The organism is Sneathiella sp. (genome assembly GCF_041689005.1).
In the GTDB taxonomy this organism is placed as follows: domain Bacteria; phylum Pseudomonadota; class Alphaproteobacteria; order Sneathiellales; family Sneathiellaceae; genus Sneathiella.
The window spans coordinates 1-24,605 of the sequence record NZ_JBDNHC010000129.1 but is presented as its reverse complement, the minus strand read 5'-3'; the positions used below and the strand labels follow the sequence as shown (position 1 = coordinate 24,605).

The window sequence follows — 24,605 nt, the reverse complement described above, 5'->3', positions numbered from 1 at the left end:
TCAATCCGCGCCATCGACCGGTTGAACGGAACCCTGACTGTCGACGCCGGCTGTGTCCTCGCCGATTTGCAGAGGGTGGCGGATGAGGCCGGCTTTATCTTTCCCCTTCGGATCGGCTCTGAAGGCAGTTGCCAGATTGGTGGAAATATTTCGACCAATGCGGGCGGTGTTCAGGTCCTGCATTACGGAAACACTCGCGAACAGGTATTGGGATTAGAGGTCGTGCTGCCCGACGGCCAAATCTGGGACGGGCTCACCGGCCTTCGCAAAGACAATACCGGTTATGACCTCAAGCAGCTCTTTATTGGTGCTGAAGGGACCCTCGGCATCGTCACAGGTGCCGTGATCAAGATGTACCCGCGCCCGAAATACCAGCAGGTCGCGCTCGCCGCTGTCCCGTCGGTAGAGGCGGCGATCGAGTTTCTCAGCCTCGCCCGGCAAATGAGTGGGGATCAGGTGACTGCCATTGAACTGATCCCGCGGATCTGCATTGACATGGTCGTCCGCCATGTCCCAAACTTTACCGATCCGATGCCCGCCCGTTATGACTGGCATGTGCTGGTCGAGTTGTCGTCAAGCAGTACGGAAACTCTGAAAGACCTGATGGAAGCCATTCTCGCCGCCGGATATGAGCAAGACATCATTCTTGACGCCATCGTTCCCGCCAGCGACAGCCAGCAGAAGACCTTATGGCAATTGCGCGAGGAAATCTCGGGCGCACAAAAGCCGGAGGGCGGTAGTATCAAGCATGATATTTCCGTTCCCGTGTCACGCTTCGCCGATTTCATTCGCGAAGCTGACATCGCCGTTGCCCGGATCATCCCCAATTTTCGCTCGGTCGCGTTCGGGCATATTGGCGATGGCAATGTCCATTACAATCCGTTGCAACCAACGGATATGGATCGGGAGGTATATCTCGCTCACTGGGAAGAGGTCAGCCGTGCTGTTCATGATATTGCCGTTAACATGCGGGGCAGCATCAGTGCCGAACATGGCATTGGCAGGCTCAAGGCCGACGATCTCGTCCATTATAAATCCGCGATTGAGATCGACCTGATGCGACGGATCAAGCGAGTGATTGACCCCGAGGGCATCATGAACCCGGACAAGCTGTTAAAACGCCAGGATAACCAGTCCTAACGTCATTCTTCAAGCACGCGAGGAAAACAGCCCTGCATAAAAGGAATGACGTCGGCCGCATCAATCGGTCGTGAGAAGATATATCCTTGCGCCTGATGACACTTGGCAACCCTCAGAAACTGCGCCTGCTCTTCTGTTTCAACGCCTTCAGCCAGTACCTTGAGACCAAGGTTGCGGCCAAGTGTGATGATCGTGCGGGTAATCGCCGCATCGTCTTCATTAGTCGTCATGCCGTCCACAAAGGTCTTGTCGATCTTGAGCACAGACACCGGCAATTGGCGAAGATAGCTCAAAGACGAATAGCCCGTGCCGAAATCATCAATTGAGAAGCCAACACCGAGCTTGCCAAGTTCAAGAAAATTCTGGAGCGTCTGCTCGGGATTCTCCATAATCACACTTTCGGTCACTTCGAGTTCGAGCAATTCCGCCGGGCACTGGGTTTCCTTCAATATCTTTTTAATCAGGCCGACCAGATCGTCATTCTGAAATGTCGAGAGTGATAGATTGACCGCGACTTTAAAGCCCGCAGCCCCCTGGTGGAGCCATTCCTTGCGTTGTCGGCAAGCTTCCCTCAAAACCCATTGATTGATCTGCATGATCAGGCCGGAGGCTTCCGCGACCGGAATAAATTCATCCGGGGCGACAAAGCTACCGTCATCCCGACGCCACCTGATTAATGCCTCCACCCCGACAACGTCACCGTTTTCAAGATCAATCTGCGGCTGGTATTTAAGCGATAGATTATCCCGTCCAATTTCCTGCCGGAGCGCATTATTCATCTCCACCCGGGCATTAATATTATCGGCAATCGTATTGTTATAGAAGCAAAAATATGTACTTCCACTGGCTGATACCGTTGCCAGGGCAATGTTTGTATCGCGCCAAAGGGCTGTCGCACTGTCCGCATCCTCTGGATAGATGGCAAGCCCAATTCGCGGCGTTATATGGGGCAGGTTTTCCCTATCCGGAGGGCTATGTTCAAAAAGCTGTCGGATCATCCCCGGAATTCGCCGGAGTTCCTGACGCCGGGTATAGGGAACACAGATACCAAACCCATTGCCAGCCGTGCGGGCTATTGAAATTGCATCGGGAAAGACAAGAGTTAATTGTTCGGATACGAATTGTAGTAGGTCGTCCCCGACTTCATGGCCCAACGCAATATTAAGTTCCGGCAGATGATCAAGTATAAATTGCACGACGACAAACCGGGATTTTTTGGGTCTTGCGAAGCCGGTAATATAATCCTGCACGTCGTTGCGAAACTTCGCGCGGCTGTCGAGGCCGGTTAGTTCGTCATTAAAGGCCAGCCGCTTGATTTCCTCAAACATATCGGCATTTTCAAGCCCAAGCATGATATTGGCACAAATCAATTCCATCTGCCGCTTTTCCAGCAAGGTGGGACCGGTTTCATGACTTAAAAAGACAACCCCTTTAAACGTATTGTCACGCGAAATGCAAAGAATGCTCATGCCCTCTTCGAATGTATTTTCAAAGTTCTGGGTTGCCTTCTGGATTGCGCTAAAACCGGTGGCATCCACAACTTCCACGATCCGCCGTTTCGTCGCGTCCTGGTAAATCCCCTTACCTGCCGCAATTACCAAATCACCTGAATTCTCATCCGGCAGGGAAAAAAAGCAGTCATCCGTATTTTTGATAATCTGTAGTTGGGAGAGGATTGTCAGGCAGAATTCCTCAACGGAGCGAACGCCATAAAGCTCCTTGGTGATATCAAGAATGGTCTGCAATGCCTGTTTACTGTCTTCTTCGGATGTCAACCGTTCAAAAGTTTGAAGCGCGATGGTCAAGCTCGTAAATAGTCCGGGCACCGTCAGGGTCGAGATATCGCGGTAATCGCTGATGTCATACTCGCGCAGAATATCCCATTCCTTCAGATATCCAGAATGATCCTCCAGCAACAGAACCCGAAGGGTTGTCTTGTTCAAATTCCGGCGGATCGTTCGGACCAGTTGCAGACCGTCATTTTTCTTGTCCCCGGAAAGGTCGATCATCAAAACGGCAATGTCGGGATGCAACAGAAAAATGTCCATGGCGGCATCTGCGGTTTCCGCCTGTAGGAAAAGAACAGGCTGGTCATCGAAACCAAAAGTATCGAGGGGAATAGGTTGCTGATCCGCAAGATCGCCGTCAACGGAAACCAGAAGCACCTTCCATTTCGGCAGGGTTAAATCTAAAGAATTAGCTTTAACTGCCAGTATGGCTGGCATCTTATCTTCACCGGGCGTTGTCATGGCAACCGCCTCATTAATCTATGAACTTCAACTTCGTCATAGTGAATCATATGATTACCCTTCGCAAATGCTTTTAAGAGCAATAATAGAAAATAAGTCAATTTTGCGTCATTTTACCCAAAAATAGTGTATTTTAGCTCTTTTGGCAAGAATATAATTACTTTTTACACCTAAAAAGTGTGTTTCGCCCATGAGAAAAACAGTTATTTCATGCTGATCCAAGTGAAATTGATGTATACCGATAACGAATATCAGCGTTATTTTGTGATGAGCTCAGGCCCCATAAATTCAGTTGGCAGCCAGGTTGACAGGAGCGGAATATAGGTCACAAGAATAAGGAAAATGAACAGGATGCCAAGCCATGGGAGCGCTGCCTTGACAACGCGCATGATTGGCATACCGGCAATCCCGGATGTCACGAACAGGTTGAGCCCAACGGGCGGCGTAATCATGCCGATTTCCATATTCACCACCATAATGATGCCCAGATGGATGGGATTGATCCCAAGCTCCATCGCGATTGGAAATACCAGCGGGGCGACAATAACGATCAGGCCCGATGGCTCCATGAACTGACCGCCGATTAGCAGGATAACATTCACCACAATCAGGAACGTCCACCAACTGAACCCGACGTCTAGCATGGCGCCGGCAATCTGTTGCGGGATTTGTTCATCGGTGAGCACATGCTTGAGGATCAGGGCGTTAGCGATGATGAACATCAGCGTCACGGTAAGCTTACCGGCCTCAAACAGGGTATCGCGGGTATCCTTGTGAAAGAAGACGGTGATGATCGCCTGTGGCTTGCGGAAAATAGAAATGGCGTTGCCATCTTCCCCGGCTTTCAACGGTCCCATATCCCGGTAGATGAAGTTGGCAATGAAGAACGCATAGACCGAGGCAACCGCTGCAGCCTCCGTCGGGGTGAACACGCCGCCATAAATACCGCCAAGGATGATGACAATCAGGAACAGGCCCCAGCCTGCGTCACGCGCTGATCGGTATATTTCCGACCAGCCGAGCCAGTCACCCTTTGGCAAACCGCGCCATTTCGCAGTAATATAGATACCGACCATTAACATGAAGCCCGCAAGCAAGCCGGGAATGACACCCGCGAGGAACATGCGCCCGACGGATACATCTGTTGCCGCAGCATAAACCACCATCACGATCGACGGCGGAATGAGGATGCCGAGTGTTCCCGCGTTACAAATAATACCAGCGGCGAAATCCTTGGTATAGCCGACCTGCGTCATTCCGGCGATGACGATGCTGCCGATGGCGACGACTGTGGCCGGCGACGAGCCTGACAGCGCCGCGAACAACATGCAGGCAAAAACCCCGGCGATGGCGAGACCGCCGCTGAAATGTCCGACAATGGCGATGGAGAAGCGAATGATGCGCTTGGCCACCCCGCCGGTCGACATAAAACTTGATGCCAGAATGAAGAACGGAATTGCCAGCAGGGTATAATGACCCGCCATGGCCTCATAGAAGGTCTGGCCGACAGAGGCAAGAGAACTGTCAGATAGTGCCAGCAAAAATATGATCGAACTCAGGCCAAGGGCAACCGCAATGGGAACACCGAGTAACAGCAGGGCGATAATAATGCCAAAGAGAAGGGCAACTTCCATCGCTTATTCCTCAGCCCTGATCTTGGTGGCGGCTTCAATCGCCTCTTCTGCCTCATGGCTAACAATAATCAATGTCTGCTTACCTGTATAAACGGCCCACCCGGCCTGCAGGAAGCGGAATAACAGCAGGGCCATTCCGATTGGCAGCATGATATAAGGAATTAACCGCGGGATCTTCGAGTATTTCTCCCCATCATTGAACCAGTCCGCGAGGAACTGGAACATCGGCGGCATAAAGACATCATTGGTCTCATACCATCCCTTGGCAAGAAAGTTGTCTTCAAATCCGGTTGGGAACCAGCGGCCGGTTGTCGCCGGCAGGTTGGCGAAGTTTGCCCAGAAATCCCAGCCGCCCTTGAGCAGCAGAAACGAATAGACGAGGCAGCAGAAAAGCGCAAAAAGCGTCAACACCTTGCGCAAGCGCGGCGAGACAAGATTGACCACCGCATCGACGCCAAGATGCGCGGTTATCTTGACACAATAGCTGACCCCGAGCAGGACCAGCCAGGCAAACAGGATGGAGGTAACTTCAAGCGCCCAGAGAATATTACCGTTGAAAACGTAGCGGGCGACAACATTGGCAAAGGTGACCAGCGTCATCAGGCCAAGAATAATAGCAATCAGGGTTTCTTCGAGCTTGTCCGTAAAGGATCGCGTCGCGTGATGACCGGCTACCGGCATGGTCCCCTCCCCTTGACCCATTATTATGGAATAGGTGGGCGCGAGCCGTTATCTGATCGCGCCCACCTGAAGGAAGCCTAGTTCGACATATTGAATTTCTGGGCGGCGGCGATATTGTCGGCACCGACATCGCCTTCAAATTCTGCCCAGACGGGTTTCATGACATCAACCCATTCTTGCCGTTGTTCAGCGGTAAGCTCGCGGACAACACCCCCGGCGTCCAGGATCGCTTGTTTCGCCTCCTGATTAACCTTGCTCGATTCCGCGTTTCTGGCTTCCGTCACTTCTTTCATAATCGTTGCCAGCTGATCGCGAACATCGGCGGGAAGACCATCCCAGAACTTTGTCGAGGTCACGACGAGATAGTCGATAACACCGTGGTTGGTTTCGGTCGTACCGTCCTGCACTTCAAAGAATTTCTGGCCGTAGATATTCGACCATGTATTCTCCTGACCATCGACAACCCCTTGTTGCAAGGCGCCATAGACTTCGGAGAAGGCCATTTTCTGCGGACTTGCACCGAGAGCCTTCATTTGCGCGACCAGCACATCAGAGGACTGTACCCGGAACTTAAGATCCTTGGCGTCGCTGGGCACCAAAAGCGGCTTATTGGCCGAAAACTGCTTCATGCCGTTATGCCAGAAGGCAAGGCCAAGCAGGCCGCGCTTGGTCATGGAATTTTTCATCTGCTGGCCGGTGTCGGAATTCTGGAACTCGTCAACCGCGTTGATGTTTTTGAACATAAACGGCAAATCGAAAATCCGGTACTTCTTAGTGAACTGCTCGAACTTCGACAGCGACGGGGCTGCCATCTGAACGTCTCCGTTCAGGAGGGCTTCGAGCACCTTATCGTCATTATACAGGGTTGAGTTCGGATAGACTTCCATACAGGCCTTTCCCTGCATTTCGTCATTCACCCGCTGCTGAAGCAGGCTGGCCGCAATCCCCTTGGGATGCTTGTCCGTATTCGTCACATGGCTGAATTTGATGACAATTTCACCGGCATCACATTGAGCAAAAGCCGTCGTGCCAGAAGCCATCAAAATGGCCGCCGCGACACCGGCGATAATAGCATTGCGCATTTTTATATTCCTCCCAGAATAATTGCATCGAAAATCGTTGGCGCTTTTCGAAGTAGTGCGGACACCTGAAGCGTCTCTTGCGCTATTGTTCACTAATTTTTTGCTTTTGCAACAGAATCTTGGGAAGAGTTTATATATGCGGCGCAACAAAATGGTTGCGGCGCGCCGATGCAAATCCCTCATCCGTATAATATCAGGTTTGCAATGCGCCGCTGCAATGCTGGCACCGAGGAAATGAGCTTTAGCCCTATGCGAAAAGACAGTCGAAGCAGGGGATTCGGGGAGGTCACCAGTTTACGTATTCGCTCGCTTCCCTCTATTGTCTGTCGCCCCACGACACTGCGGGCGGCGCCATAACCTTCGCTATCCCCATTTATCAAACGCCTGGCCAGATCTGCACTATCCCCGATACCCAAATTCATGCCACGGCCGCCGACGGGGGAATGACAATGGGCTGCATCACCAACGAGAAAAACACGACCGCGGCTGTATTTCTTCACTTGCCGGACTGATATGTCAAACTGACCTTCGCGGCGGATATTGGTCACATTCATTGTGAGCGGCAGGCTTGCCAGCGCATTTTCCGTATTTGAAATGATCCGGTATCGGCCTTCCTCAAGCGGTACTGCGACAACGACCTTTCCGTCTGCCAACTGGCAGAGAGTAAAGCTGACCTTGTTAGGCCAGTCCTTTGCATCCACATCGGCGATTGACCAGGTTTCCGGCAGCTCATAGCCCGGGAATTCCAGGCCAAGCAGGCCCCGTGTCGTGCTATGGACGCCGTCGGCGCCGATCACATAGTCAACAGTATCAATCACCTCATCTGCGGTCTCCGCGACGACCTTGTTGCCCTCCATGCGGAGGCCGCTCAATTCCGTAGAATAATTAATCGTTACACCGAACCGCTCAAGCGCCTCCCGGAGCAAGGTCTCGGTGCGATCCTGTGGCAGTCCGAGAATGGAATCAAAACCGTATTTTGGCCGCGGGATGTCAATTAGCAGATCGAGCGCAAGACTAGCACCTCGATATATACGGGCTCCACGAAACTTGACGCCCTCCGCTATCAACTTGTCCGCCACCCCCGACGGCGTCAGGATCATGAGACTCTCCGGTGTGATACCGACGGCCCGGGACAGGCCGGAGCCTGTTTTTCGTTTGTCGATTATCTTCACCTCCGCGCCAAGACGGGCAAGTTCAACCGCGGCAGTCAATCCTGCCGGTCCCGCCCCCACGACAAGTACCCGCATGACATTCTCCCTTTCCGACCGTCCGAGAAAACGGGCAATCACCGAATTTTTTATGGCTGCATTAGAATTGGCGCTGCATTATATTATAGTCAATCAAAAGAAACTGCAAAACGATGGGAGCTCCTCTATAGTTGACGGTAACAGCAATAATAAAGGAAGAGTAATGTCTTTGGATTTAAGCGATGCAGAGCGTGAATTCCTTGCCCGGGTGACGAAATTCGCGGATGAGCATGTGGGGCCCAAAGCGCAAATCTGGGAGGATGAGCGGAGGATGCCGGTTGACGCGTTGCGCGCGGCCTCAAAAGCCGGGTTCGCAGGCCTCGAGGTGCCGGAGACCCTCGGCGGGTTTGGCGGGCGCTTTCGGCTTAAAGTCCGGGTGGCGGAAGAGCTATCACGTCATTGCTTCGCCTTTGCCTTCAGCCTGATCAATCATATGGGACTTGCTGGCAAGATCGCCCGCGATGCACCGGAAGAGCTTGCACGGAAATACCTACCGGAAATGCTGTCGGGCGACGCCATCGGCTGCACGGCACTGACCGAGCCCGGCGCCGGAAGCGACTTTTCAGCAATTACCACAAGCGCAAAAAAGGTAAAGGGCGGCTGGCTTCTCAATGGTAAAAAAGCCTGGATCACCAATGCTGCCCATGCTGATTTAATGTTCCTTTATGCCCAGACTGATCCGGATGCCGGATGGCGCGGTGTGGCCGGGTTCCTTGTCGATGGGCGCGAGGACGGGGTTACCCGCCTGCCCCCGTTCAAGATTATGGGCGGGCATGCCATTGGCGCGGGTGGTTTTGTGCTTGAAGATCATTTCGTTCCCGATGTCCGGTTGATGAGCCTGCCGGGAGATGGTTTCAAGGCGGCCATGGCAGGGGTCAATGCCGCGCGGACCTATGTTGCCGCCATGTGCTGCGGCATGACCGAGGCGGCGATCACCCTAGCCGCCCGCTATGCTGCGAACCGAACAGCTTTTGGTGGAAACATTGCCGATTTTCAGGGACTCCGCTGGCAACTGGCTGACGCTCAGACCGATGTCGAGGCGGCTCGCCTGCTCGCCTATCGTGCCACCCTCTCGGTTGAGAGCAGAGAAAATGCAGAACTCGATGCCGCCCATGCCAAGAAATTCGCGGCCCGCATGGCCGATGCGCATCTTCCCCGCATCATGCAGGTGATGGGCGCTGCGGGGCTCCGGCGCGAATATCCGCTCGGGCGCCAGATTGCCTGCGCCCGCATTGCCAATTATGTCGACGGCACCACCGAGATCCAGAATGAACGCATAGCCCGCGCGTTGTTCAAACAGGCTGAAAAAGGATAGTATTTCCCATTACGACTTAACCGGCGGGAGGGGCGCTGCAGACTAGGTCATAGTCGTACCGTTTTGCCAATGTCCCGTTATAGGCATAAATATCAAGTGTCGCCTCATAGGCCTCAAAGGTTATCTCCACATGCGGCGTCCAGCATCCGAGTTGCTGGTAAGTGGCAATGCAGTCTCGTAATGCCACCTCGTTAATCTCCGGGAAATAGGGCTTTTCGGCGCGCGCAATCTCTGCTGCTGGTGTTTCGTTCATATAAATCCGGGTTTTACGGTAGGCGCGCATGAATGCCGCCGCGCTATCCGTTCCTAGCCAGTCTCGCTTGGCGGCCAGGCTCGAAAAGCCACAAAGGCCGATCTGTTTTCCGACTTGGGCGACGATATGTCCGAACCCGTCTTCTTCGAGTTGCTGCGGAAACGGGCCCTGTTGCTGGATATAGTCGCCCTTGCCCTCGCGGAAGGCCTGATCCATTGCCACCGCGCCGCCGACATTGATCACCTGTATTTTATCAAAATCGATTCCTGCCTTGTGGCAGGCGTATTTGAACATGATTAGCGGTTGACCGCCGCCGAAAAGAACAACCTCGGCCCCTTCCAGTTTATGCCAGTCGAAGACCGGATCAGCATATCGACCGGTTAGGAAAAAGCCGTCCATTTCGTTGATCTGGGCGAAATGGGTGGTGTCCAGAACTTCGCCCTTTCCAAGCGCATTCAGACCCTGACTCAATGCAGATTGAACGACATCCGCCGAGCCGTCGTCAAGCGCCGCCATGGCGGAGACACCGGGCGGCGAGATTGACCAGTTCGGCTTTAGCCCCTCGGCTTCTAGGAACCCCCCGGACATGGTCGAGATAAGCGGTGAATAAAAAGCGGAAAAAAGCGTGAACTGGATATTGATCTCCTGCATGGCGCGGGCTCCTTATTATCATTATGGCCAGTGCAGGCTATCACGCCCCTTATTCCGCGGCAATTACCGGCTTCCCGGCACTCAATTGCTGCCTGTCTTCTTCATCCCAGCGGATCGCCACTTTATTGAGCCCTTCCAGGACGCCATGCAGTTCCGTCCCCCGAGCGGTCAGGGAATAATTTACCGTCGGCGGTACCGTCGGCTGGTAATCGCGGTTAATCAGTCCCGAGCTTTCCAGCTTGCGGAGGCGGTCGGTGAGCACCTTGGCGGAGATATCCGGCATGCGCGCGGAAATCTCACCGAATCGCAACTTGTCCTCATTCGAGAGCAACCAGAGGATATAGGGCGTCCAAGGTCCCATGATCTGGCCCAGAATGCTCTCCATCGGGCACTGATTGTGATTATTTTTCTCGGTCATGGATTTTTCTCCAAACAATCTCATTACTTACCATAAGGTAACTACTTGCAAAAAGAAAGTAAAGGCCATACCTGTGCTTTGCGCAGAGAATTTTTTGCTTCCTTAAGGAGCCACAGGAGAAGATCATGACGAAAATCGCAATATTATATTTCAGCGGCTACGGCCATACGGCCAAACAGGCAGCGGCCGTTGAGGAAGGCGCCTCTTCCGTGAACAGTGCCACTGTCACCAGCATCCGCATCCCCGAGGATGGAACGGTTGAGGACAGCGTCTGGGAAACTCTCGCCGAGGCGGATGCCATTATCTTTGGGAGCCCGACCTATATGGGCGGACCGGCTTGGCAGTTCAAGAAATTCGCCGATGAGAGTTCCAAGCAATGGTTCACTTCTGTTTGGAAGAACAAGATCGCCGGTGGCTTTACCAATTCCGCGTCGGTCAATGGCGACAAGGCCTCGACCATCAATTATTTCTTCACCCTGTCGCAGCAGCACGGCCAAATCTGGGTTGGCACCGGCCAGATGCCCGCCAACACCAAGGCCCACGGACCAGAGGACGCCAACTGGACAGCAGGGTCGGCTGGCGCCCTCGCCATCTCCCCGTCGGACGCCTCGCCTGAGGAAGCTCCGCGCAAGGGCGACCTTGAAACCGCCCGCCTCTATGGCGCGCGCATTGCCCAATATGCTGCGAAAACCCGCGAAGCCATCGCCGCGTAGCAAGATTGTACGGCCACCGGCGTAATCCGATGGCCGACTCGAGTGCGATTACGGTTGTATAATCACGCCAACTGCGACTATTGTCGGGCTTAACTTTCGCCGCAAAACAGAGGCCCGACAATGTCCGAACCCCGCTCTCCCCGTCTCGCCGTTCTTATTGATGCCGACAACGCCTCATCGAAAATTGCCGATGGGTTGTTCGAGGAAATTGCCAAGATTGGAGAGGCCAGTGTGCGCCGGATTTATGGCGATTTCTCGCATGCCCGCTCCAGGAGCTGGGCGGATATCCTCTCCAAGCATGCGATCATGCCGCATCAGCAATTTGCCTATACGACCGGTAAGAATGCCTCCGATATCGCCCTTGTCATTGACGCCATGGACCTGCTGCATAGCGGCCGCTTTGACGGCTTCTGCCTTGTCTCCTCCGACAGCGATTTCACGGCCCTCGCCGCCCGTATCCGCGAACAGGGTATCGATGTTTACGGTTTCGGTGAGCGGAAGACGCCGGAGAGCTTCCGTCAGGCCTGCCGCCGATTTATTTATACAGAGAATTTACGGGCGGTATCCGAGGGAAGCCCGCAGGCCGCCGAAACCACGAAAAAACCATTGGAGCCGCTGTCCAAAGCAACACAGCAGATCAAGAAGGCCATAGACGAACTTGACAGTGAAGACGGGTGGGTCACGCTGAGTGGTGTCGGCAAGCAACTCAGCAATCTTAATTCCGATTTTGATTCCCGGAACTACGGCATCGGCAAACTGAGCGACCTTGTCCGCAAGACCAATGCCTTCGAGGTCGAAACGCCGAAAAAAGGCGGCGGCTTGCGCATCCGCCTGAAACCCACTGGAAAATAAAGGCGCTCCCGGTCAGCTTTAATTCAGCTTGATCTCTGCGAGGACGAGGGTGGATTTGTCGGGAAGACCTGACTTTGGCATGAACCCCTGCCATAAAACACCGACGGGGACCAGAGAACCGACGCCGTCCCTAAATCCCCGCCAAAGCGAAACAACACTTATGTCTGGTCGTCGGTTTTCGCGCCGTCCGCCGCCCGGCCGACGGCCTCGGTGCCCGCCTTGGCGCCGCTTTCACTCGCGTACCCCTGACTGGAGAGAATAACCTGACCGTTCGATGCCTTCAGGTTAAAACGCCATTTGCCGCCATTGCCTTCAAACACCTCAAAACGGTTTTCATCGGACGCGTTCTTTTTGACCGACTCGATCCCGTTTTCAGCACTTCCCTTCTGTTTATAGCCTTCAGACGCCCCGACATTCTCGCCGTTGCCCGCCTTCAGACGGAACCTAAACTCACCCGCCTTGTCTTTGTAAAGTTCAAACTTGCCAGCCATTGTCTGCGCTCCCAATAAAAAGTACTGTTTAAATTCAGGTCCTGTATATTGTTCACATTCGATTTATTTTGCAACCGTTAGTGCTTCAACTTTAGCCGTATGCCCTGAAATGACGCGCCGCGGCAGCCAACCTGGATTTCACAATCAGAATATGAAAAGGCTTGATCAGGCCAAGATACAGGTGACCGGTCACGTTATGCCGATGAACGAGGGTTGCGAAGGAGACAACCCCATTTGTCCCCGGTTCACGCCGGAGCGCCGCTCTGAAATCAAGATGGGAATCATCTTCGCCAAGAATGATCTCGCTATCGGAAATGCTCCGGACCCGCATGAAACTGACGTGATCCCCAACGGCGAGAGATTTACGAAAGCTGTTATCCTGCGGAAGGTCCTGAGTTGTCTTGATGCCAAAGACACGCACAACATTATCCCGGATACGCATCAGTGTCCGCACCCATGCCGGCATCGCGATCAGCATATATTGCAGAATTTCGATAAGGGGGCGATCAGTTGGCGAAATGGCAACCGAGTAGCAATCGAGGAAATCCCCCGGCTTGTATATCCCGTGAAGTTGGCTTTCACTGGCGAGCTGTGTCCGTTTAACCATTCTGCCCTGCGCTTTCGAAAGATCGGAAACCGTCACCTCAATCGAAACTACGGCTGAGTGCAACAAAAATTACATGAATTGCCATATAGACAACAATCGCACTGCCAATGGTGTAGAAAGTCGCCCGAACCTCATGTGACTGCTTGGTCGCATACGCGATCGCATGCAGGAGCCGGACAATCACAAAGCCGTAAAACAGGATCTCAGCCAACAACAAGCTGGGACCCACGGCCACGAGAAGAAGCCCCGCGACGAGAAAGGCGGGGATGTTCTCAAGGTCGTTGCGATGCATCCGCCGCGAGCGGTCGACATAGTCGTTTATCTCCAGCTGATCCGGCCGCGGGTCTTTGTTGATCGGGCCGGCTCGCAGGTCTTCCGGGCTCACATAGCCAGCACTGATCTTCATCATGCGGTAGACCGTCATCCAACCTTGCCCCATGATCTTCAGGATCATCAGCGAGGCGGCGATGGCGTAAGCAACGAATACCGGGTTTTCGAGACTAAAATTATACATCAATTCCCTCCCTCAAACGGCATATACGTCGCTAATACTCTCACGGAAGGATGTCGCCGCGCAATTGACTATTGTGAAGGAGGTAGGATCGTAATTCTATTTCACGATTGCAAAACACCAAAGGCAATGCGAAAGACGGGCCGTGCGTGCGGCGGCCGACATTCGGCAGGAGAAATAAAAGGCGGTACAGACTTCGATGCACGGCCTTTCACTTTTGCCTTTCAACAGGCCCAAAATCCCCCGACAAGAATCAGTTGGTAAAATTCTGCCTCCCCCCTATTCTCCTACCGAAGTATGGCATATCGCCCAGAAGGGACTGCCTTATATGATGATACACCCGTCAGTTAAAATCCTGTTGCAGCGAATAGTGAAGCCACCGGAAGGCGTCAGCAAGGATACGGCCCATATTTTGGCGGTGGCAAAAATCGGTTTTCCCATAGCATTGGTGGATCACTTCATATTTCTCGTGATATTTTGGCATCTCAACGTATCCGTAATGATGTATTTCAACATGGCGAGTGTCGTCCTGTGGGCTGTGGGCATATGGTTCCTGTATGCCCGCAACGTCGTTCGGGCTACCTTTATCCCGTTGGTCCTGATTGAGATCCCGGCCCATGCCTTGCTGGCGACGGTGTATTTCGGGCTGGGGCCGGCGTTCTATTCCTATCTCCTCATTTCAATCGCCATTACATATCTAGCGACTTTTTTTGAGCGCCAAACAAGGATTATGGTGAGCCTGTGTTACATGGCCCTGATCGTGCTGCTCGGACTGTTCGTCTATGCCGCGGACCCGCTGCATGAATTGCCGGAAAACTGGCAGACTTTTTTCTTTATCTTCAATACCGTTGGTGCGGCAGCGGTCGTCGCCATTGTTGTCGGGCTCTATGAATGGATCGCGACAGCCGCAGAAGCGGAGCTCACCATAGAATTCGATCGCGCCGAAGGGCTATTGCGCAACATTCTGCCGGATGCCATCGCGGCAAAACTGAAAGACAGTTCGGAGCTCATCGCCGAAGAACATAATCAGGTCACCGTCCTGTTCGCGGATATTGTCGATTTCACCCAGACATCGTCACGGCTGACGGCGGCGGAGCTCGTTACGAACCTGAACCGGATTTTCTCGCGGTTTGACGATCTGGTCGCCAAATACAATGTCGAAAAGATCAAAACTATCGGCGACGCCTATATGGTCGTTGCCGGATTGCCCGCCGCCCGCGACGATCATGCAAACGTCATGATATTGCTCGCCCTGGATATGATCGATGCCGCCGCCGAAATAAATGAGGACAGCGATATCCCGCTCAAAATCCGGATTGGAATAAATTCCGGACCGGTCATCGCCGGCGTGATCGGTCACAAGAAATTCGCCTATGACCTCTGGGGGGACACAGTGAATGTCGCCGCCCGCATGGAGGAACTGGGACGGCCCGATGAAATCCAGCTCACCCAGACGACACGCGATCTTCTTGGCGATGCCTATCGTTATCAGGACCTTGGCATGATTACTGTCAAAGGCAAGGGAGAACTGCAGGCCTTCATGATTGTTGGCGGCAATCCCTCCCCCATCTGACGGCCAGCGGCTCGTTTTTCCCCGCGCATTCCTACTCGGCTATTGCGCGCCGCCGCCAGATCATTATGATTTGGGCATATAACGATAATGCCCAAGGCGAGCAGGAGATGAGACCATGGATGTAGCGGTCGATACCCGTCAGGAAAATGCAAGCATGGCCCGGCATTTCGACGTGCTGATTGTCGGCGCCGGAATTTCCGGCATCGACGCCGCCTATCATTTGCAAAAGAACTGCGGAGGCAAGACATTCGCCCTGCTGGACACGCAAGAGACCTTCGGCGGTACATGGAGCACGCACAAATATCCCGGCATCCGCTCCGACAGCGATCTCAATACATTTGGCTATAAATGGAAACCCTGGACGGGTGTGCCCATTGCGACGGCGGCGGAAATCCTCAAATATCTCGGTGAATGTCTTGATGAGCAGGATATCCGCCAGCACATTCGGTTTTCCCATGAGATCAAGGCGGCGAGTTGGTCAAGTGAGGAGGCGCTCTGGACGCTCGACGTGGTCCACAAAGACACTGGCGAGCGGCTGGCTTTCACCTGCAATTTCCTCTGGATGTGTCAGGGATATTATCGCCATTCCGAGGGCTATATGCCGGATTTCCCTGGTATGGAGGATTTCACCGGCGAGATTATTCATCCGCAGACCTGGCCCGAGGACCTCGACTACAAAGGCAAGAATATTGTTGTCATCGGGTCCGGTGCGACCGCTGCGACAATCATTCCAGCGATGGCGAAGGACTGCGGCCATATCACCATGCTACAGCGCTCGCCGACTTATTTCTCGGCCCGCGCCAACCGCGACGAGCTGGCCGAGACCCTGCGCGAGTTGGACATCCCCGAAGAATGGATCCATGAAATTGCCCGGCGCAAGGTGCTGCATGACCAGAAGGTCATCACCCGCCGCTCGTTCGACGATGCGGACGCCCTCCGAAAGGAACTGATCGACGGTGCACAAGCCTATCTTGGTAAAGATTTCCCAGTCGATCCGCATTTCTCGCCGACCTACCGTCCGTGGCGACAGCGGCTCGCCTTCGTGCCGGACGGGGATCTGTTTCGTGCAATCAGGAAGGGACAAGCCTCGGTTGTCACCGACCAGATCGAGACCTTCACAAAAAACGGCATCCTTCTTAAATCCGGAAAAGAGATTGCCGCCGATATCATCATTACCGCCACCGGCTTCAATATGTGCGTAATGGGCGATGTCGCCTTCACCGTCGATGGAAAACCGGTTGATTTCAGCAAATGCTGGGCCCACCGCGGAATTCTGTTCTCCGGCATCCCGAACATGGCCTGGGTCTTCGGCTATTTGCGCACAAGCTGGACCATGCGGTCCGACCTCATCGCCGGGTTCGTCACGCGCCTGCTCAACCACATGGATGAAAGGGCCGCGAAGATTGTCACCCCGCAGTTACGCCATTCCGATAAGGACATGCCCGAACTCCCCTTTGTTGACCCTGAAAACTTCAACGCCGGATACCTGGCCCGCTCGCTTGATATCATGCCCAAGCAGGGCGATCGACAACCCTGGATTTTCAGCCAGGATTACTATGCTGAAAAAGACGAAATCCCCGCCGCCGACCTCGAGGACGGCACGCTTATTTACGAATAATCCCTTTCTCCGTTTTCACTTTTCGACCGAGGCCTCTTGTGGATCTTGTCATAAAACTGTAATATAAATTGTATATACATCAGATATGCATTCGATATATAAAAATCGTGTGCCATGGAGCATTTAGGACAATGGCAGCAGATAAAAAGCTGAAGAAAAAAGAGCGTAAGGACAGTCAGTTGATCATTCGCATCAAGGGTAGGGAACGGGATCAATTCGTTGAACTCTGTGACGAACTGGATACCAGTGCGGCCCGCGAAGTCCGGCGATTCATTCGTGATTTTCTCAAAGAACATGCCACACCGGCCTAGCCTCCCGGCACAATCGATCTAACCAAAAGGATAGGACATACCATGACTAAGAAAGTGAAAATCAAGGATTTGAAAAAAGAGGTCAAAACCCGCAAGGCGAAAGTCGCCAAGCAGGAACAGAAGCTCAAAGTCGCAAAAAAGGCCTTGAAAAAGGCGGCCTGACCAAAGTTGTGAACAGTATCAGGCTGGCCTCGCGCCAGCCTGCTAACAGCAGCAGAAGGAATAATAATATGCTGACGATATTTGATGTCCAGGGCGTCGGCCCGACAACCGGCACGGACCTCGCCGAGCGCGGTATTACCACGGCCGAACAGCTGGCGAAGGCACAGCCCGCGGATCTTGTCGGCATTCCCGGCATCGGAAAGCAGCGGGCCGACATGCTCATTGCTGCCGCCAACGCCGCGCTTGCGCCCGCCGCCACTAGCCCGTCTCCGGCCCCTATGGTGAAACCCAAGGAGGTAAAACCCGCAGCTTCCCCAAAAACGCCGAGAGAGAAAAAATCTGCCAAGGCAAAAGCCAAGACCAAGGAGAAAGCTGAAAAAACAAAAAAGGCCAACAGCAAAAAAACATCTAAAAAGAAGGACAAATCCAAGAAGGATAAAAAAGCAAAAAAAGACGCGAAGCCTTCAAAGAAATCCAAGGCCAAGAAAAAGAAATAAGCGTTTACCGGGCCGCCAGAATTTGCCGCTGCGCGCCGTCCCCTAGTTTCCGGCGAGGCGGGCCGTCAGGACTTTAAATCTGGCGACGGCGAAAACTACGTCGAAGACGTCCTCGAACCAGCGCCGTAAGCGGCTATAACCCGCGATCTGGCGACTGGTTCAGTTTCTGAACTAGACCGTATCCGGATCATGCATTAGCCTTCCTCTATTCGCAAATACAAAACAGGAAACTGATCAATGAGTGCATCCTTATACGAGCGGCTAGGCGGGACCGAGGCTATTGAAAGGATCGTCGAGGTCCTGGTCAATAATCACCTGAAGAACCCTGAAATCGCCAAGCGGTTTGCCGAGATAGATGTGGCAAAATCGAAAAGAGCGGCGGCGGACTTCTTTATCATGGGAACGGGTGGGCCAAACAACTATACCGGCGGCGACATGGTCGCGGTCCACAAAGGCATGAATATCAGCCGCTCCGAGTTTATGGCCGTCCTCGACGATGCGATGGATGCTCTGGAGAAAAACAATATTGGCCAGCGGGAGAAGGAAGAAGTACTCTTCATTCTATACAGTATGAAGGGCGACGTCACCATGCAGTAGGCGCAGTCAGGAACTCATGCCTCTGGCAGATATCGCATTAGCAGGAGCAAAGATTTTGTCCTACCCGATACCCGAGAATGAAGTGGAGCGCAATGAGGTCTTGCGGTCCTACCGCGTCATGGATACGCCGGTGGAAGCGGCCTTCGAAGATATATGCCGATTGGCAGCGCAGATTTGTGATTGCCCCGTTGCCTATGTCAGCTTCATTGAGGAAGACCGGTTCTGGTTTAAGTCGAAATATGGCCTGCCCGCCGATTTCGAGGGCTGCCCGCGTGAAATTGCCTTTTGCTCGGTGACCGTATGCGGCTCCGACCTCGTGCTTGTCCCGGATTTGAAGGCGGACGAGTATTACAAGGAATTTCCCTTTGTGGTCGGCGATCCATTCCTCGGATTTTATTGTGCCATGCCGCTGGTAACGCCGGACGGGTTCGCGATTGGCACCATCTGTGTCATGGATTTCAAGCCCCGTGAACTCGACTTCGAACAACAGGAAGCCGTTCGCCGCCTCGCCCACCAGACAATGGCCCAGCTGGAGTACCGCCGCCGGATAATCGAGCTGGACCAGACGATGAGGGAGCTGGATACCGCCCATGCCCTGCTCGCCAAGGAAAAGGCTCGTGCCGATAATTTACTGATGACGATGCTGCCCGATAGTATCGCCCGGGAACTGCTCGAAAACGATAAGGTCGCGCCGCGTTTTTTCAACGATGCAACAGTCCTGTTCGCCGATGTTCAGGGCTTCACCAAATTTGCCGAGAAAGCCGACGCCGCCATGTTGATCGGCATGCTTAATATCTATTTCGCCGCATTCGATGATATCATGGAGGAATTCGGTCTGGAGAAGATAAAAACCATCGGAGATGCCTATATGGCCGTTTCCGGGGTCCCCAAACCTGACCGGTTATATACACAGAATGCCTGTCTGGCGGCGCTTGCCATGCAAAAGGCGGCGGACAAGCAGAAAGTGGACAGACAGAAACTGCGCCTGCCCTTTTTCGAATTCCGCATCGGCATCCACAGCGGCCCGGTGATCGCCGGCCTGGTCGGGCGGAAGCGCTTCACCTATGACATCTGGGGTGATGCCGTCAATGTCGCGGCGCGGCTGGAATCCCACAGCGAGGCGGGCAGGATAAATGTATCAGCCCGCGTCTTTCACCAAACGTCTCCCTTTTTCGAGTTCACCGAGCGCGGCTCGATCGAGGTCAAGAACAAGGCCCCCGTCGCCATGTATTTTCTCGACCGTCTTCAAGAGCAATATTCGGAGGATGCAGACGGCCGGACGGCCAATGCTAAATTCCAGATGATGAGCGACCCGACAAAACTCCGCTTCAAAATGTAATGTCGGAAGAGAGAAAGACGCGATACCCCCTGCCCGCCGAAAACCGGGCGACGGACGTCCAAAATTATCTTGATTATTCCTCCATACTATACTAATATAACTATCAGTTGTTTTAACAGAGCAATATGATGAGCGCACCCAGAGCACCTTACGCCCCGGCGGCCCTTGATCGGATAGAGCAGCGGCTCTATTCCTACGCCACACACCATGCAGACCGGTTCGGCTTTCATTTCGATGAAGAAGCGGAAGAAATGATCCGCGACAACAGCCACCAGGCGGCAATCCGAATTACCAAAAAAGCGGAAGAGGAGGAACAGCCGGACAAGGAGGAACTCTATATCCGCCAGGGAGAGGTCGTGCTTGGCCTTGTGGTCGAGCGGGTGGTCCAGCGGGCTAACCTAGAGGCTGGCTATGCGGGGGCGGATGATCTGGGCGGCACCATTGATGCGCGGCTCTATTGGGCTACCCTCGGCGTTCTCTGCCCCTGCTGGCCCATTTGCTAGGAAACGGGGGCACAGTCCATGGCACATACGGGAACGGAAGCCGCGAGCGAGACAACCAAGCAGATCGTAACCCTCGCCACCGGCATGATCGCCCTCTCCGTCACCTTCGCCGAGAAATTCAAGGTCGGTGACGGCGCTATCACCGTCCCCTGGCAGCTTCCCGTTTCATGGCTCGCCTTCGGGGCGACCGTTTTTCTGGGCGTCTGGACCCTGATGGCCATCACCGGCGTCGTCAATACGGCAACGCTCGCCGGAGGAACAGCCGATGCCAACAGCGTCAGCATCCGCTTCCCGGCGATCCTGATGGTCCTCAGCTTCGTGATCGGCATCTTCTTCGCCATCGCCGCCGGCTATGCTAAATTTTATAGCTGCTAGACGGCGGGAGAACGCTTGTAAGCTGGACGAAAAGTCGAACTATGCTGGACAATATGTCACTCCGTTAAAGATGAAACCCCAGACAACAAATGAGACATTTTGAAGGCGATCAATAAGAACCAATCCCCCACCAAACCTTCGAGCATAATACAACCCTCTTTGGTTCTTACATGGTTTTGGTAAGCGAAGAATGGAGATAGTTCGCACTATGAAGTTGAAATTCTACCATTTACTTAACTCCGATAATTTTTAATTTTTGGATATACTATGATAGCTTAATTGAATTTATTTCCTTTGAATTCAGGAGGGTATTTTGAGTACCACTTTAAACACAGTAATTCTCGAAAATGATGAATATGAGCAGATAATTACTCGGGATGAATCTCATTTCTATGACATTAAACAATCTCAAGTGAGTGGCAAATCTCTTCAAAAGGCCGCAGTGGCATTTTCCAATGCAGACGGGGGGGAGTTAGTTATTGGAATAAAAGATAAAAAAACTGGTGCAAATAGCGCTGATCGGTGGGAGGGCATTGTTAATATCGAGGAAATGAACCATCATTTACAAAACCTATTTAACATTAACCCGCCTCTTGATATCAAATATGAATTTCTTAAAAGAACCAATGCCAAAGGCTATGCCTTAAGAATACTTATAGAAAAGGGATCTCAAGTATGTTCGACAACGGATGGCAATATTTATCAACGCCAAGGAGCTCAATCGCTACCTGTCAAGGATCCTGATCGCATACAGCAATTGAATTTCGCTAAAGGTGCTGCTTCTTTTGAAGACTCGCTTTTAAATGATTTGCCACCTGAAGCGATAGTAGATTCAGATAGCCTTCGTTCTTTTCTAGCCGACTATTCGCCTAAAACAGATCCGCTCGATTTCGCAATAAATCAGAATCTCCTTGATTTTAAATTATGGCACCCTCGTGTTGTGGCAGCACTATTATTTCATCTCTCGCCCAGCGCAGTCATTCCAAGAAAATGTGCAATCAAGATAACACGATATGTGACAAAAGAAGATGATCCGGAAAGAGATCACTTAGCCGAGCAAACTACTATCGAAGGACCGAGCTATGATTTAATCCATAATGCCGTTAAAAAAGTTACAAAGATAATGTCTGGAGTGGAGGTTTGGACTGCTAGCGGCCGTAAAAGCCTTGAGTACCCGCCAGAAGCAATTTGGGAAACAGTTGTGAATGCAGTTATTCACCGAGATTATTCAATTTCGGACGATATTCAAATACTAATATTTGACAATAGAATAGAAATCCGCAGCCCGGGACGACTGCCGGGCTACGTAAATATACAAAACATTCTAGATGCCCGTTTTTCGCGAAACCCGAAGTTAGTTAGGACTCTGAATCGCTATAATAATCCGCCTAACAAAGACCTTGGAGAAGGCCTAAATACAACTTTTCAAAAGATGAAAGAGTTTGGGCTCAAGGACCCAATTATCGAAGAAATTGAAAATACTCTAAGAGTTACTCTTCCTCATTCACCACTAGCAGCACCAACAGTTGCAATCATGGATTTTTTAGCCACTCATTTAGAAATTACTAACAGTCAGGCAAGGGATATCACAGGAATTCGATCTGAAAATCTTGTAAAAGTAGAGTTTTACAAACTCCGGGACGAAGGTAACATCGAACGTGTCCCCGGAAAATCGGGGCCGAAATCTGCTTGGCAACTTACAGAAAAAGGTAAAAAACATGTCGCGAACAAAGAGCCGTAATAAATAATTCATTTGATTATTCCCACTCTCTCAAGCAAATGCCTCTTCCCAAGTCCCTTTCGTTGCTGCTTTGGAATATTCCGTGGAACGGTTCTCGAAGAAGTTGGTGTGTTCGACGGCGTTGAGGATGGCGTCGAGCCAGGGGAGCGGGTTTTTCTCGATATGGTAGATTTCATCGAGGCCGAGCTGGATCAGGCGGCGGTCAGCGATATAGCGGATATAGGCCTTCACTTCCTCCGCTGTCAGCCCCTCGATATCGCCGGCGCTGAAGGCGAGGTCGATGAAGGCATCCTCATGGGTGACGATCTCGCGGCAGGTTGTATAAAGCTCCTCACAAAATTCCGCGGTCCAGATTTCCGGGTTCTCGTCGATGAAGGTCTTGAACAGCTTGATGATCGAGGCGCAATGCAGGCTCTCGTCGCGAACGGACCAGGTGATAATCTGCCCCATGCCCTTCATCTTGCCGGTGCGCGGGAAGTTGAGCAGGATGGCGAAGCTCGCGAATAGTTGTAACCCCTCCGTGAAGGCGCCGAACACCGCGAGGGTTTTTGCAATCTCCCGGTTATTCTCGACGTTGAACTGCTGCATATAGTCGTATTTGTCCTTCATCTCCTTATAATGGAGGAAGGCGGAATATTCAGTCTCGGGCATGCCGATGGTGTCGAGCAGATGCGAATAGGCGGCGATATGCACCGTCTCCATATTCGAGAAGGCGGCGAGCATCATCTGCACCTCGGTCGGCTTGAACACGCGGGTGTAATGACGCATGTAGCAGTTGTTGACCTCGATATCCGACTGGGTGAAGAAGCGGAAAATCTGGGTGAGCAAATGCCGCTCCGACTCCGTCAATGTATTATGCCAGTCCTTCACGTCATCGGCAAGCGGCACTTCCTCGGGCAGCCAGTGGATCTGCTGCTGCATCAGCCAGGCATCATAGCACCAGGGGTAGGAAAAGGGTTTGTAGACCGGCTTGGCATCGAGCAGCGACATGGATTTTCTTCTATTCTAAACGTAATCGGTTTGGGGGTGCCCCGCCCTACTGGCAGGCGAGGCATTCTTCATAATCGACGGCTTCACCGGCGGACTCCAGCGCGGCGCTGACCTTCGGCGCGAGACTGGCCGCAAGCTCGCGAAGTTCTTTCGGCAGTTCCTCCTTCGTCGACACCACCTCGGCCCGCTGCATGGATTTGGAGCGGCAGTAATAGAGGCTCTTTACTCCCTGCTTCCAAGCCATAAAGTGGATCTGGTGCAGGTCGCGCTTATGCACATTGGCGGGCAGGAAGATGTTCACTGACTGCGACTGGTCGATAAACGGCGTGCGGTCGGCGGCCAGCTCGATGATCCAGCGCTGATCCAGCTCGAACGCGGTCTTGAACACATCCTTTTCGTGGTCATCAAGGAAATCGAGATGCTGCACGGAGCCTTCATGCACGGTGATCGAGCTCCAGATATCCTCGTTGTCATGCCCTTTCTCGGCGAGCAGTGCCTTCAGGTGCGGGTTACGCACGTTAAAGGAGCCCGAGAGCGTCTTGTGGGTATAGCTGTTGGCGGCAGCGGGCTCGATCCCCGGGCTCGCGCCGCCGCAGATGATTGAGATGGAGGCCGTCGGCGCGATCGCCGTCTTGTTGGAGAACCGCTCGTTAAAGCCGTAGTCCGCGGCATCGGGACAGGCACCGCGAAGGCTCGCCAGCGATTTCGAGGCGGCGTTCACTCCCTCTTGGATATGGGCGAAAATCTTGTTGTTCCAGACCTTGGCCATGACGGATTCCAGCGGTACGCGCTTCGCCTGTAGCAAGGAATGAAAGCCCATGACGCCGAGGCCGACGCTCCGCTCCCGCGCGGCAGCATATTTTGCCCGCGCCATTTCGTCCGGCGCGCGGTCGATAAAGTCCTGCAGCACGTTGTCGAGGAACAGCATCACATCCTCGATGAAGCCATCCTGTCCCTTCCAGTCCTCATATTTCTCCAGATTGAGCGAGGACAGGCAGCAGACCGCTGTCCGCTCATTGCCGAGATGGTCGATGCCGGTCGGCAGGGTGATCTCG

The 24,605-nt window shown here is 53.0% G+C and carries 24 protein-coding genes and 1 pseudogene; 13 read left to right on the top strand and 12 right to left on the bottom strand.

All coding sequences use genetic code 11. The annotated features are described in order from the left end of the window. A partial coding sequence (locus ACESNI_RS14865; protein ID WP_373088322.1) for an FAD-binding oxidoreductase occupies positions 1–1,140 on the top strand: 1,140 nt, incomplete at its 5' end. Positions 1,141–1,142: 2 nt separating this feature from the next. On the opposite strand, the gene ACESNI_RS14860 is transcribed toward ACESNI_RS14865, so the two are convergent. From ACESNI_RS14860 to ACESNI_RS14840, 5 genes are all read right to left on the bottom strand, one after another. Continuing rightward, a complete protein-coding gene (locus ACESNI_RS14860; protein WP_373088320.1) occupies positions 1,143–3,389 on the bottom strand; it encodes an EAL domain-containing protein in 2,247 nt (748 codons plus the stop codon). A gap of 257 nt (positions 3,390–3,646) precedes the next feature. Next, positions 3,647–5,023 (bottom strand): TRAP transporter large permease, encoded by a 1,377-nt coding sequence (locus ACESNI_RS14855; protein WP_373088318.1) that lies wholly within the window; start codon positions 5,021–5,023, stop codon positions 3,647–3,649. A gap of 3 nt (positions 5,024–5,026) precedes the next feature. Then, the gene (locus ACESNI_RS14850; RefSeq protein WP_373088316.1) at positions 5,027–5,704 is read right to left on the bottom strand and encodes a TRAP transporter small permease; all 678 of its coding nucleotides are present in this window, start codon (positions 5,702–5,704) and stop codon (positions 5,027–5,029) included. A gap of 77 nt (positions 5,705–5,781) precedes the next feature. Further along, positions 5,782–6,744, bottom strand: coding sequence for a TRAP transporter substrate-binding protein (locus ACESNI_RS14845; RefSeq protein WP_373088324.1), 963 nt, complete (start codon positions 6,742–6,744; stop codon positions 5,782–5,784). Between the two features lie 221 nt (positions 6,745–6,965). Beyond that, entirely contained in the window at positions 6,966–8,033 is a 1,068-nt protein-coding gene (locus tag ACESNI_RS14840; protein ID WP_373088314.1) for an FAD-dependent oxidoreductase, read from the bottom strand. A gap of 163 nt (positions 8,034–8,196) precedes the next feature. Between ACESNI_RS14840 and ACESNI_RS14835 the strand changes: the two genes are divergently transcribed. Next, complete coding sequence (locus ACESNI_RS14835; RefSeq protein WP_373088312.1) at positions 8,197–9,348, top strand: acyl-CoA dehydrogenase family protein; 1,152 nt, start codon at positions 8,197–8,199, stop codon at positions 9,346–9,348. Between the two features lie 16 nt (positions 9,349–9,364). On the opposite strand, the gene ACESNI_RS14830 is transcribed toward ACESNI_RS14835, so the two are convergent. Both ACESNI_RS14830 and ACESNI_RS14825 read right to left on the bottom strand, forming a co-directional pair. Continuing rightward, complete coding sequence (locus tag ACESNI_RS14830) at positions 9,365–10,252, bottom strand: ABC transporter substrate-binding protein (protein WP_373088310.1); 888 nt, start codon at positions 10,250–10,252, stop codon at positions 9,365–9,367. A 49-nt stretch (positions 10,253–10,301) separates the two neighbouring features. Beyond that, entirely contained in the window at positions 10,302–10,670 is a 369-nt protein-coding gene (locus tag ACESNI_RS14825) for a winged helix-turn-helix transcriptional regulator (protein WP_373088308.1), read from the bottom strand. A 125-nt stretch (positions 10,671–10,795) separates the two neighbouring features. Here ACESNI_RS14825 and ACESNI_RS14820 point away from each other — a divergent pair, with 125 nt between their 5' ends. Both ACESNI_RS14820 and ACESNI_RS14815 read left to right on the top strand, forming a co-directional pair. Continuing rightward, the gene (locus ACESNI_RS14820; protein WP_373088306.1) at positions 10,796–11,383 is read left to right on the top strand and encodes a flavodoxin family protein; all 588 of its coding nucleotides are present in this window, start codon (positions 10,796–10,798) and stop codon (positions 11,381–11,383) included. 120 nt (positions 11,384–11,503) lie between these two features. Then, a complete protein-coding gene (locus ACESNI_RS14815; protein ID WP_373088304.1) occupies positions 11,504–12,235 on the top strand; it encodes an NYN domain-containing protein in 732 nt (243 codons plus the stop codon). Between the two features lie 158 nt (positions 12,236–12,393). On the opposite strand, the gene ACESNI_RS14810 is transcribed toward ACESNI_RS14815, so the two are convergent. The 3 genes from ACESNI_RS14810 to ACESNI_RS14800 all read right to left on the bottom strand — a co-directional run bounded on the left by ACESNI_RS14810 (position 12,394) and on the right by ACESNI_RS14800 (position 13,847). Beyond that, positions 12,394–12,726 carry a YegP family protein gene (locus tag ACESNI_RS14810; RefSeq protein ID WP_373088301.1) on the bottom strand — a complete coding sequence of 111 codons (333 nt, stop codon included), beginning with the start codon at positions 12,724–12,726 and terminating at the stop codon, positions 12,394–12,396. Between the two features lie 91 nt (positions 12,727–12,817). Beyond that, the gene (locus ACESNI_RS14805; RefSeq protein WP_373088298.1) at positions 12,818–13,333 is read right to left on the bottom strand and encodes a DUF2867 domain-containing protein; all 516 of its coding nucleotides are present in this window, start codon (positions 13,331–13,333) and stop codon (positions 12,818–12,820) included. A gap of 37 nt (positions 13,334–13,370) precedes the next feature. After that, positions 13,371–13,847 carry an MAPEG family protein gene (locus tag ACESNI_RS14800; RefSeq protein WP_373088296.1) on the bottom strand — a complete coding sequence of 159 codons (477 nt, stop codon included), beginning with the start codon at positions 13,845–13,847 and terminating at the stop codon, positions 13,371–13,373. 325 nt (positions 13,848–14,172) lie between these two features. Between ACESNI_RS14800 and ACESNI_RS14795 the strand changes: the two genes are divergently transcribed. The 9 genes from ACESNI_RS14795 (at position 14,173) to ACESNI_RS14755 (ending at position 22,560) form a co-directional block, all read left to right on the top strand. Continuing rightward, positions 14,173–15,417, top strand: coding sequence for an adenylate/guanylate cyclase domain-containing protein (locus ACESNI_RS14795; RefSeq protein ID WP_373088293.1), 1,245 nt, complete (start codon positions 14,173–14,175; stop codon positions 15,415–15,417). Positions 15,418–15,532: 115 nt separating this feature from the next. Next, entirely contained in the window at positions 15,533–17,035 is a 1,503-nt protein-coding gene (locus ACESNI_RS14790) for a flavin-containing monooxygenase (RefSeq protein WP_373088291.1), read from the top strand. 131 nt (positions 17,036–17,166) lie between these two features. After that, positions 17,167–17,346 (top strand): hypothetical protein, encoded by a 180-nt coding sequence (locus tag ACESNI_RS14785; protein ID WP_373088288.1) that lies wholly within the window; start codon positions 17,167–17,169, stop codon positions 17,344–17,346. A gap of 230 nt (positions 17,347–17,576) precedes the next feature. Further along, positions 17,577–18,005, top strand: a complete 429-nt coding sequence (locus ACESNI_RS14780) for a helix-hairpin-helix domain-containing protein (RefSeq protein WP_373088286.1) — start codon at positions 17,577–17,579, stop codon at positions 18,003–18,005. A gap of 237 nt (positions 18,006–18,242) precedes the next feature. Beyond that, positions 18,243–18,602, top strand: coding sequence for a group 1 truncated hemoglobin (locus ACESNI_RS14775; RefSeq protein ID WP_373088283.1), 360 nt, complete (start codon positions 18,243–18,245; stop codon positions 18,600–18,602). A 55-nt stretch (positions 18,603–18,657) separates the two neighbouring features. Next, positions 18,658–19,941 carry an adenylate/guanylate cyclase domain-containing protein gene (locus tag ACESNI_RS14770; RefSeq protein WP_373088281.1) on the top strand — a complete coding sequence of 428 codons (1,284 nt, stop codon included), beginning with the start codon at positions 18,658–18,660 and terminating at the stop codon, positions 19,939–19,941. Between the two features lie 128 nt (positions 19,942–20,069). Continuing rightward, positions 20,070–20,444: a hypothetical protein gene (locus tag ACESNI_RS14765; protein ID WP_373088279.1), complete on the top strand. Its 375-nt coding sequence runs from the start codon at positions 20,070–20,072 to the stop codon at positions 20,442–20,444. Between the two features lie 18 nt (positions 20,445–20,462). Further along, the gene (locus ACESNI_RS14760) at positions 20,463–20,819 is read left to right on the top strand and encodes a hypothetical protein (protein ID WP_373088277.1); all 357 of its coding nucleotides are present in this window, start codon (positions 20,463–20,465) and stop codon (positions 20,817–20,819) included. Positions 20,820–21,132: 313 nt separating this feature from the next. After that, a complete protein-coding gene (locus ACESNI_RS14755; RefSeq protein WP_373088275.1) occupies positions 21,133–22,560 on the top strand; it encodes an ATP-binding protein in 1,428 nt (475 codons plus the stop codon). A gap of 30 nt (positions 22,561–22,590) precedes the next feature. Here the strand turns inward: ACESNI_RS14755 and ACESNI_RS14750 are convergent, their stop codons facing one another. Further along, the gene (locus ACESNI_RS14750; protein ID WP_373088273.1) at positions 22,591–23,550 is read right to left on the bottom strand and encodes a ribonucleotide-diphosphate reductase subunit beta; all 960 of its coding nucleotides are present in this window, start codon (positions 23,548–23,550) and stop codon (positions 22,591–22,593) included. A 46-nt stretch (positions 23,551–23,596) separates the two neighbouring features. After that, a pseudogene (locus ACESNI_RS14745) lies at positions 23,597–24,605 on the bottom strand (ribonucleotide-diphosphate reductase subunit alpha); the annotation flags it as partial.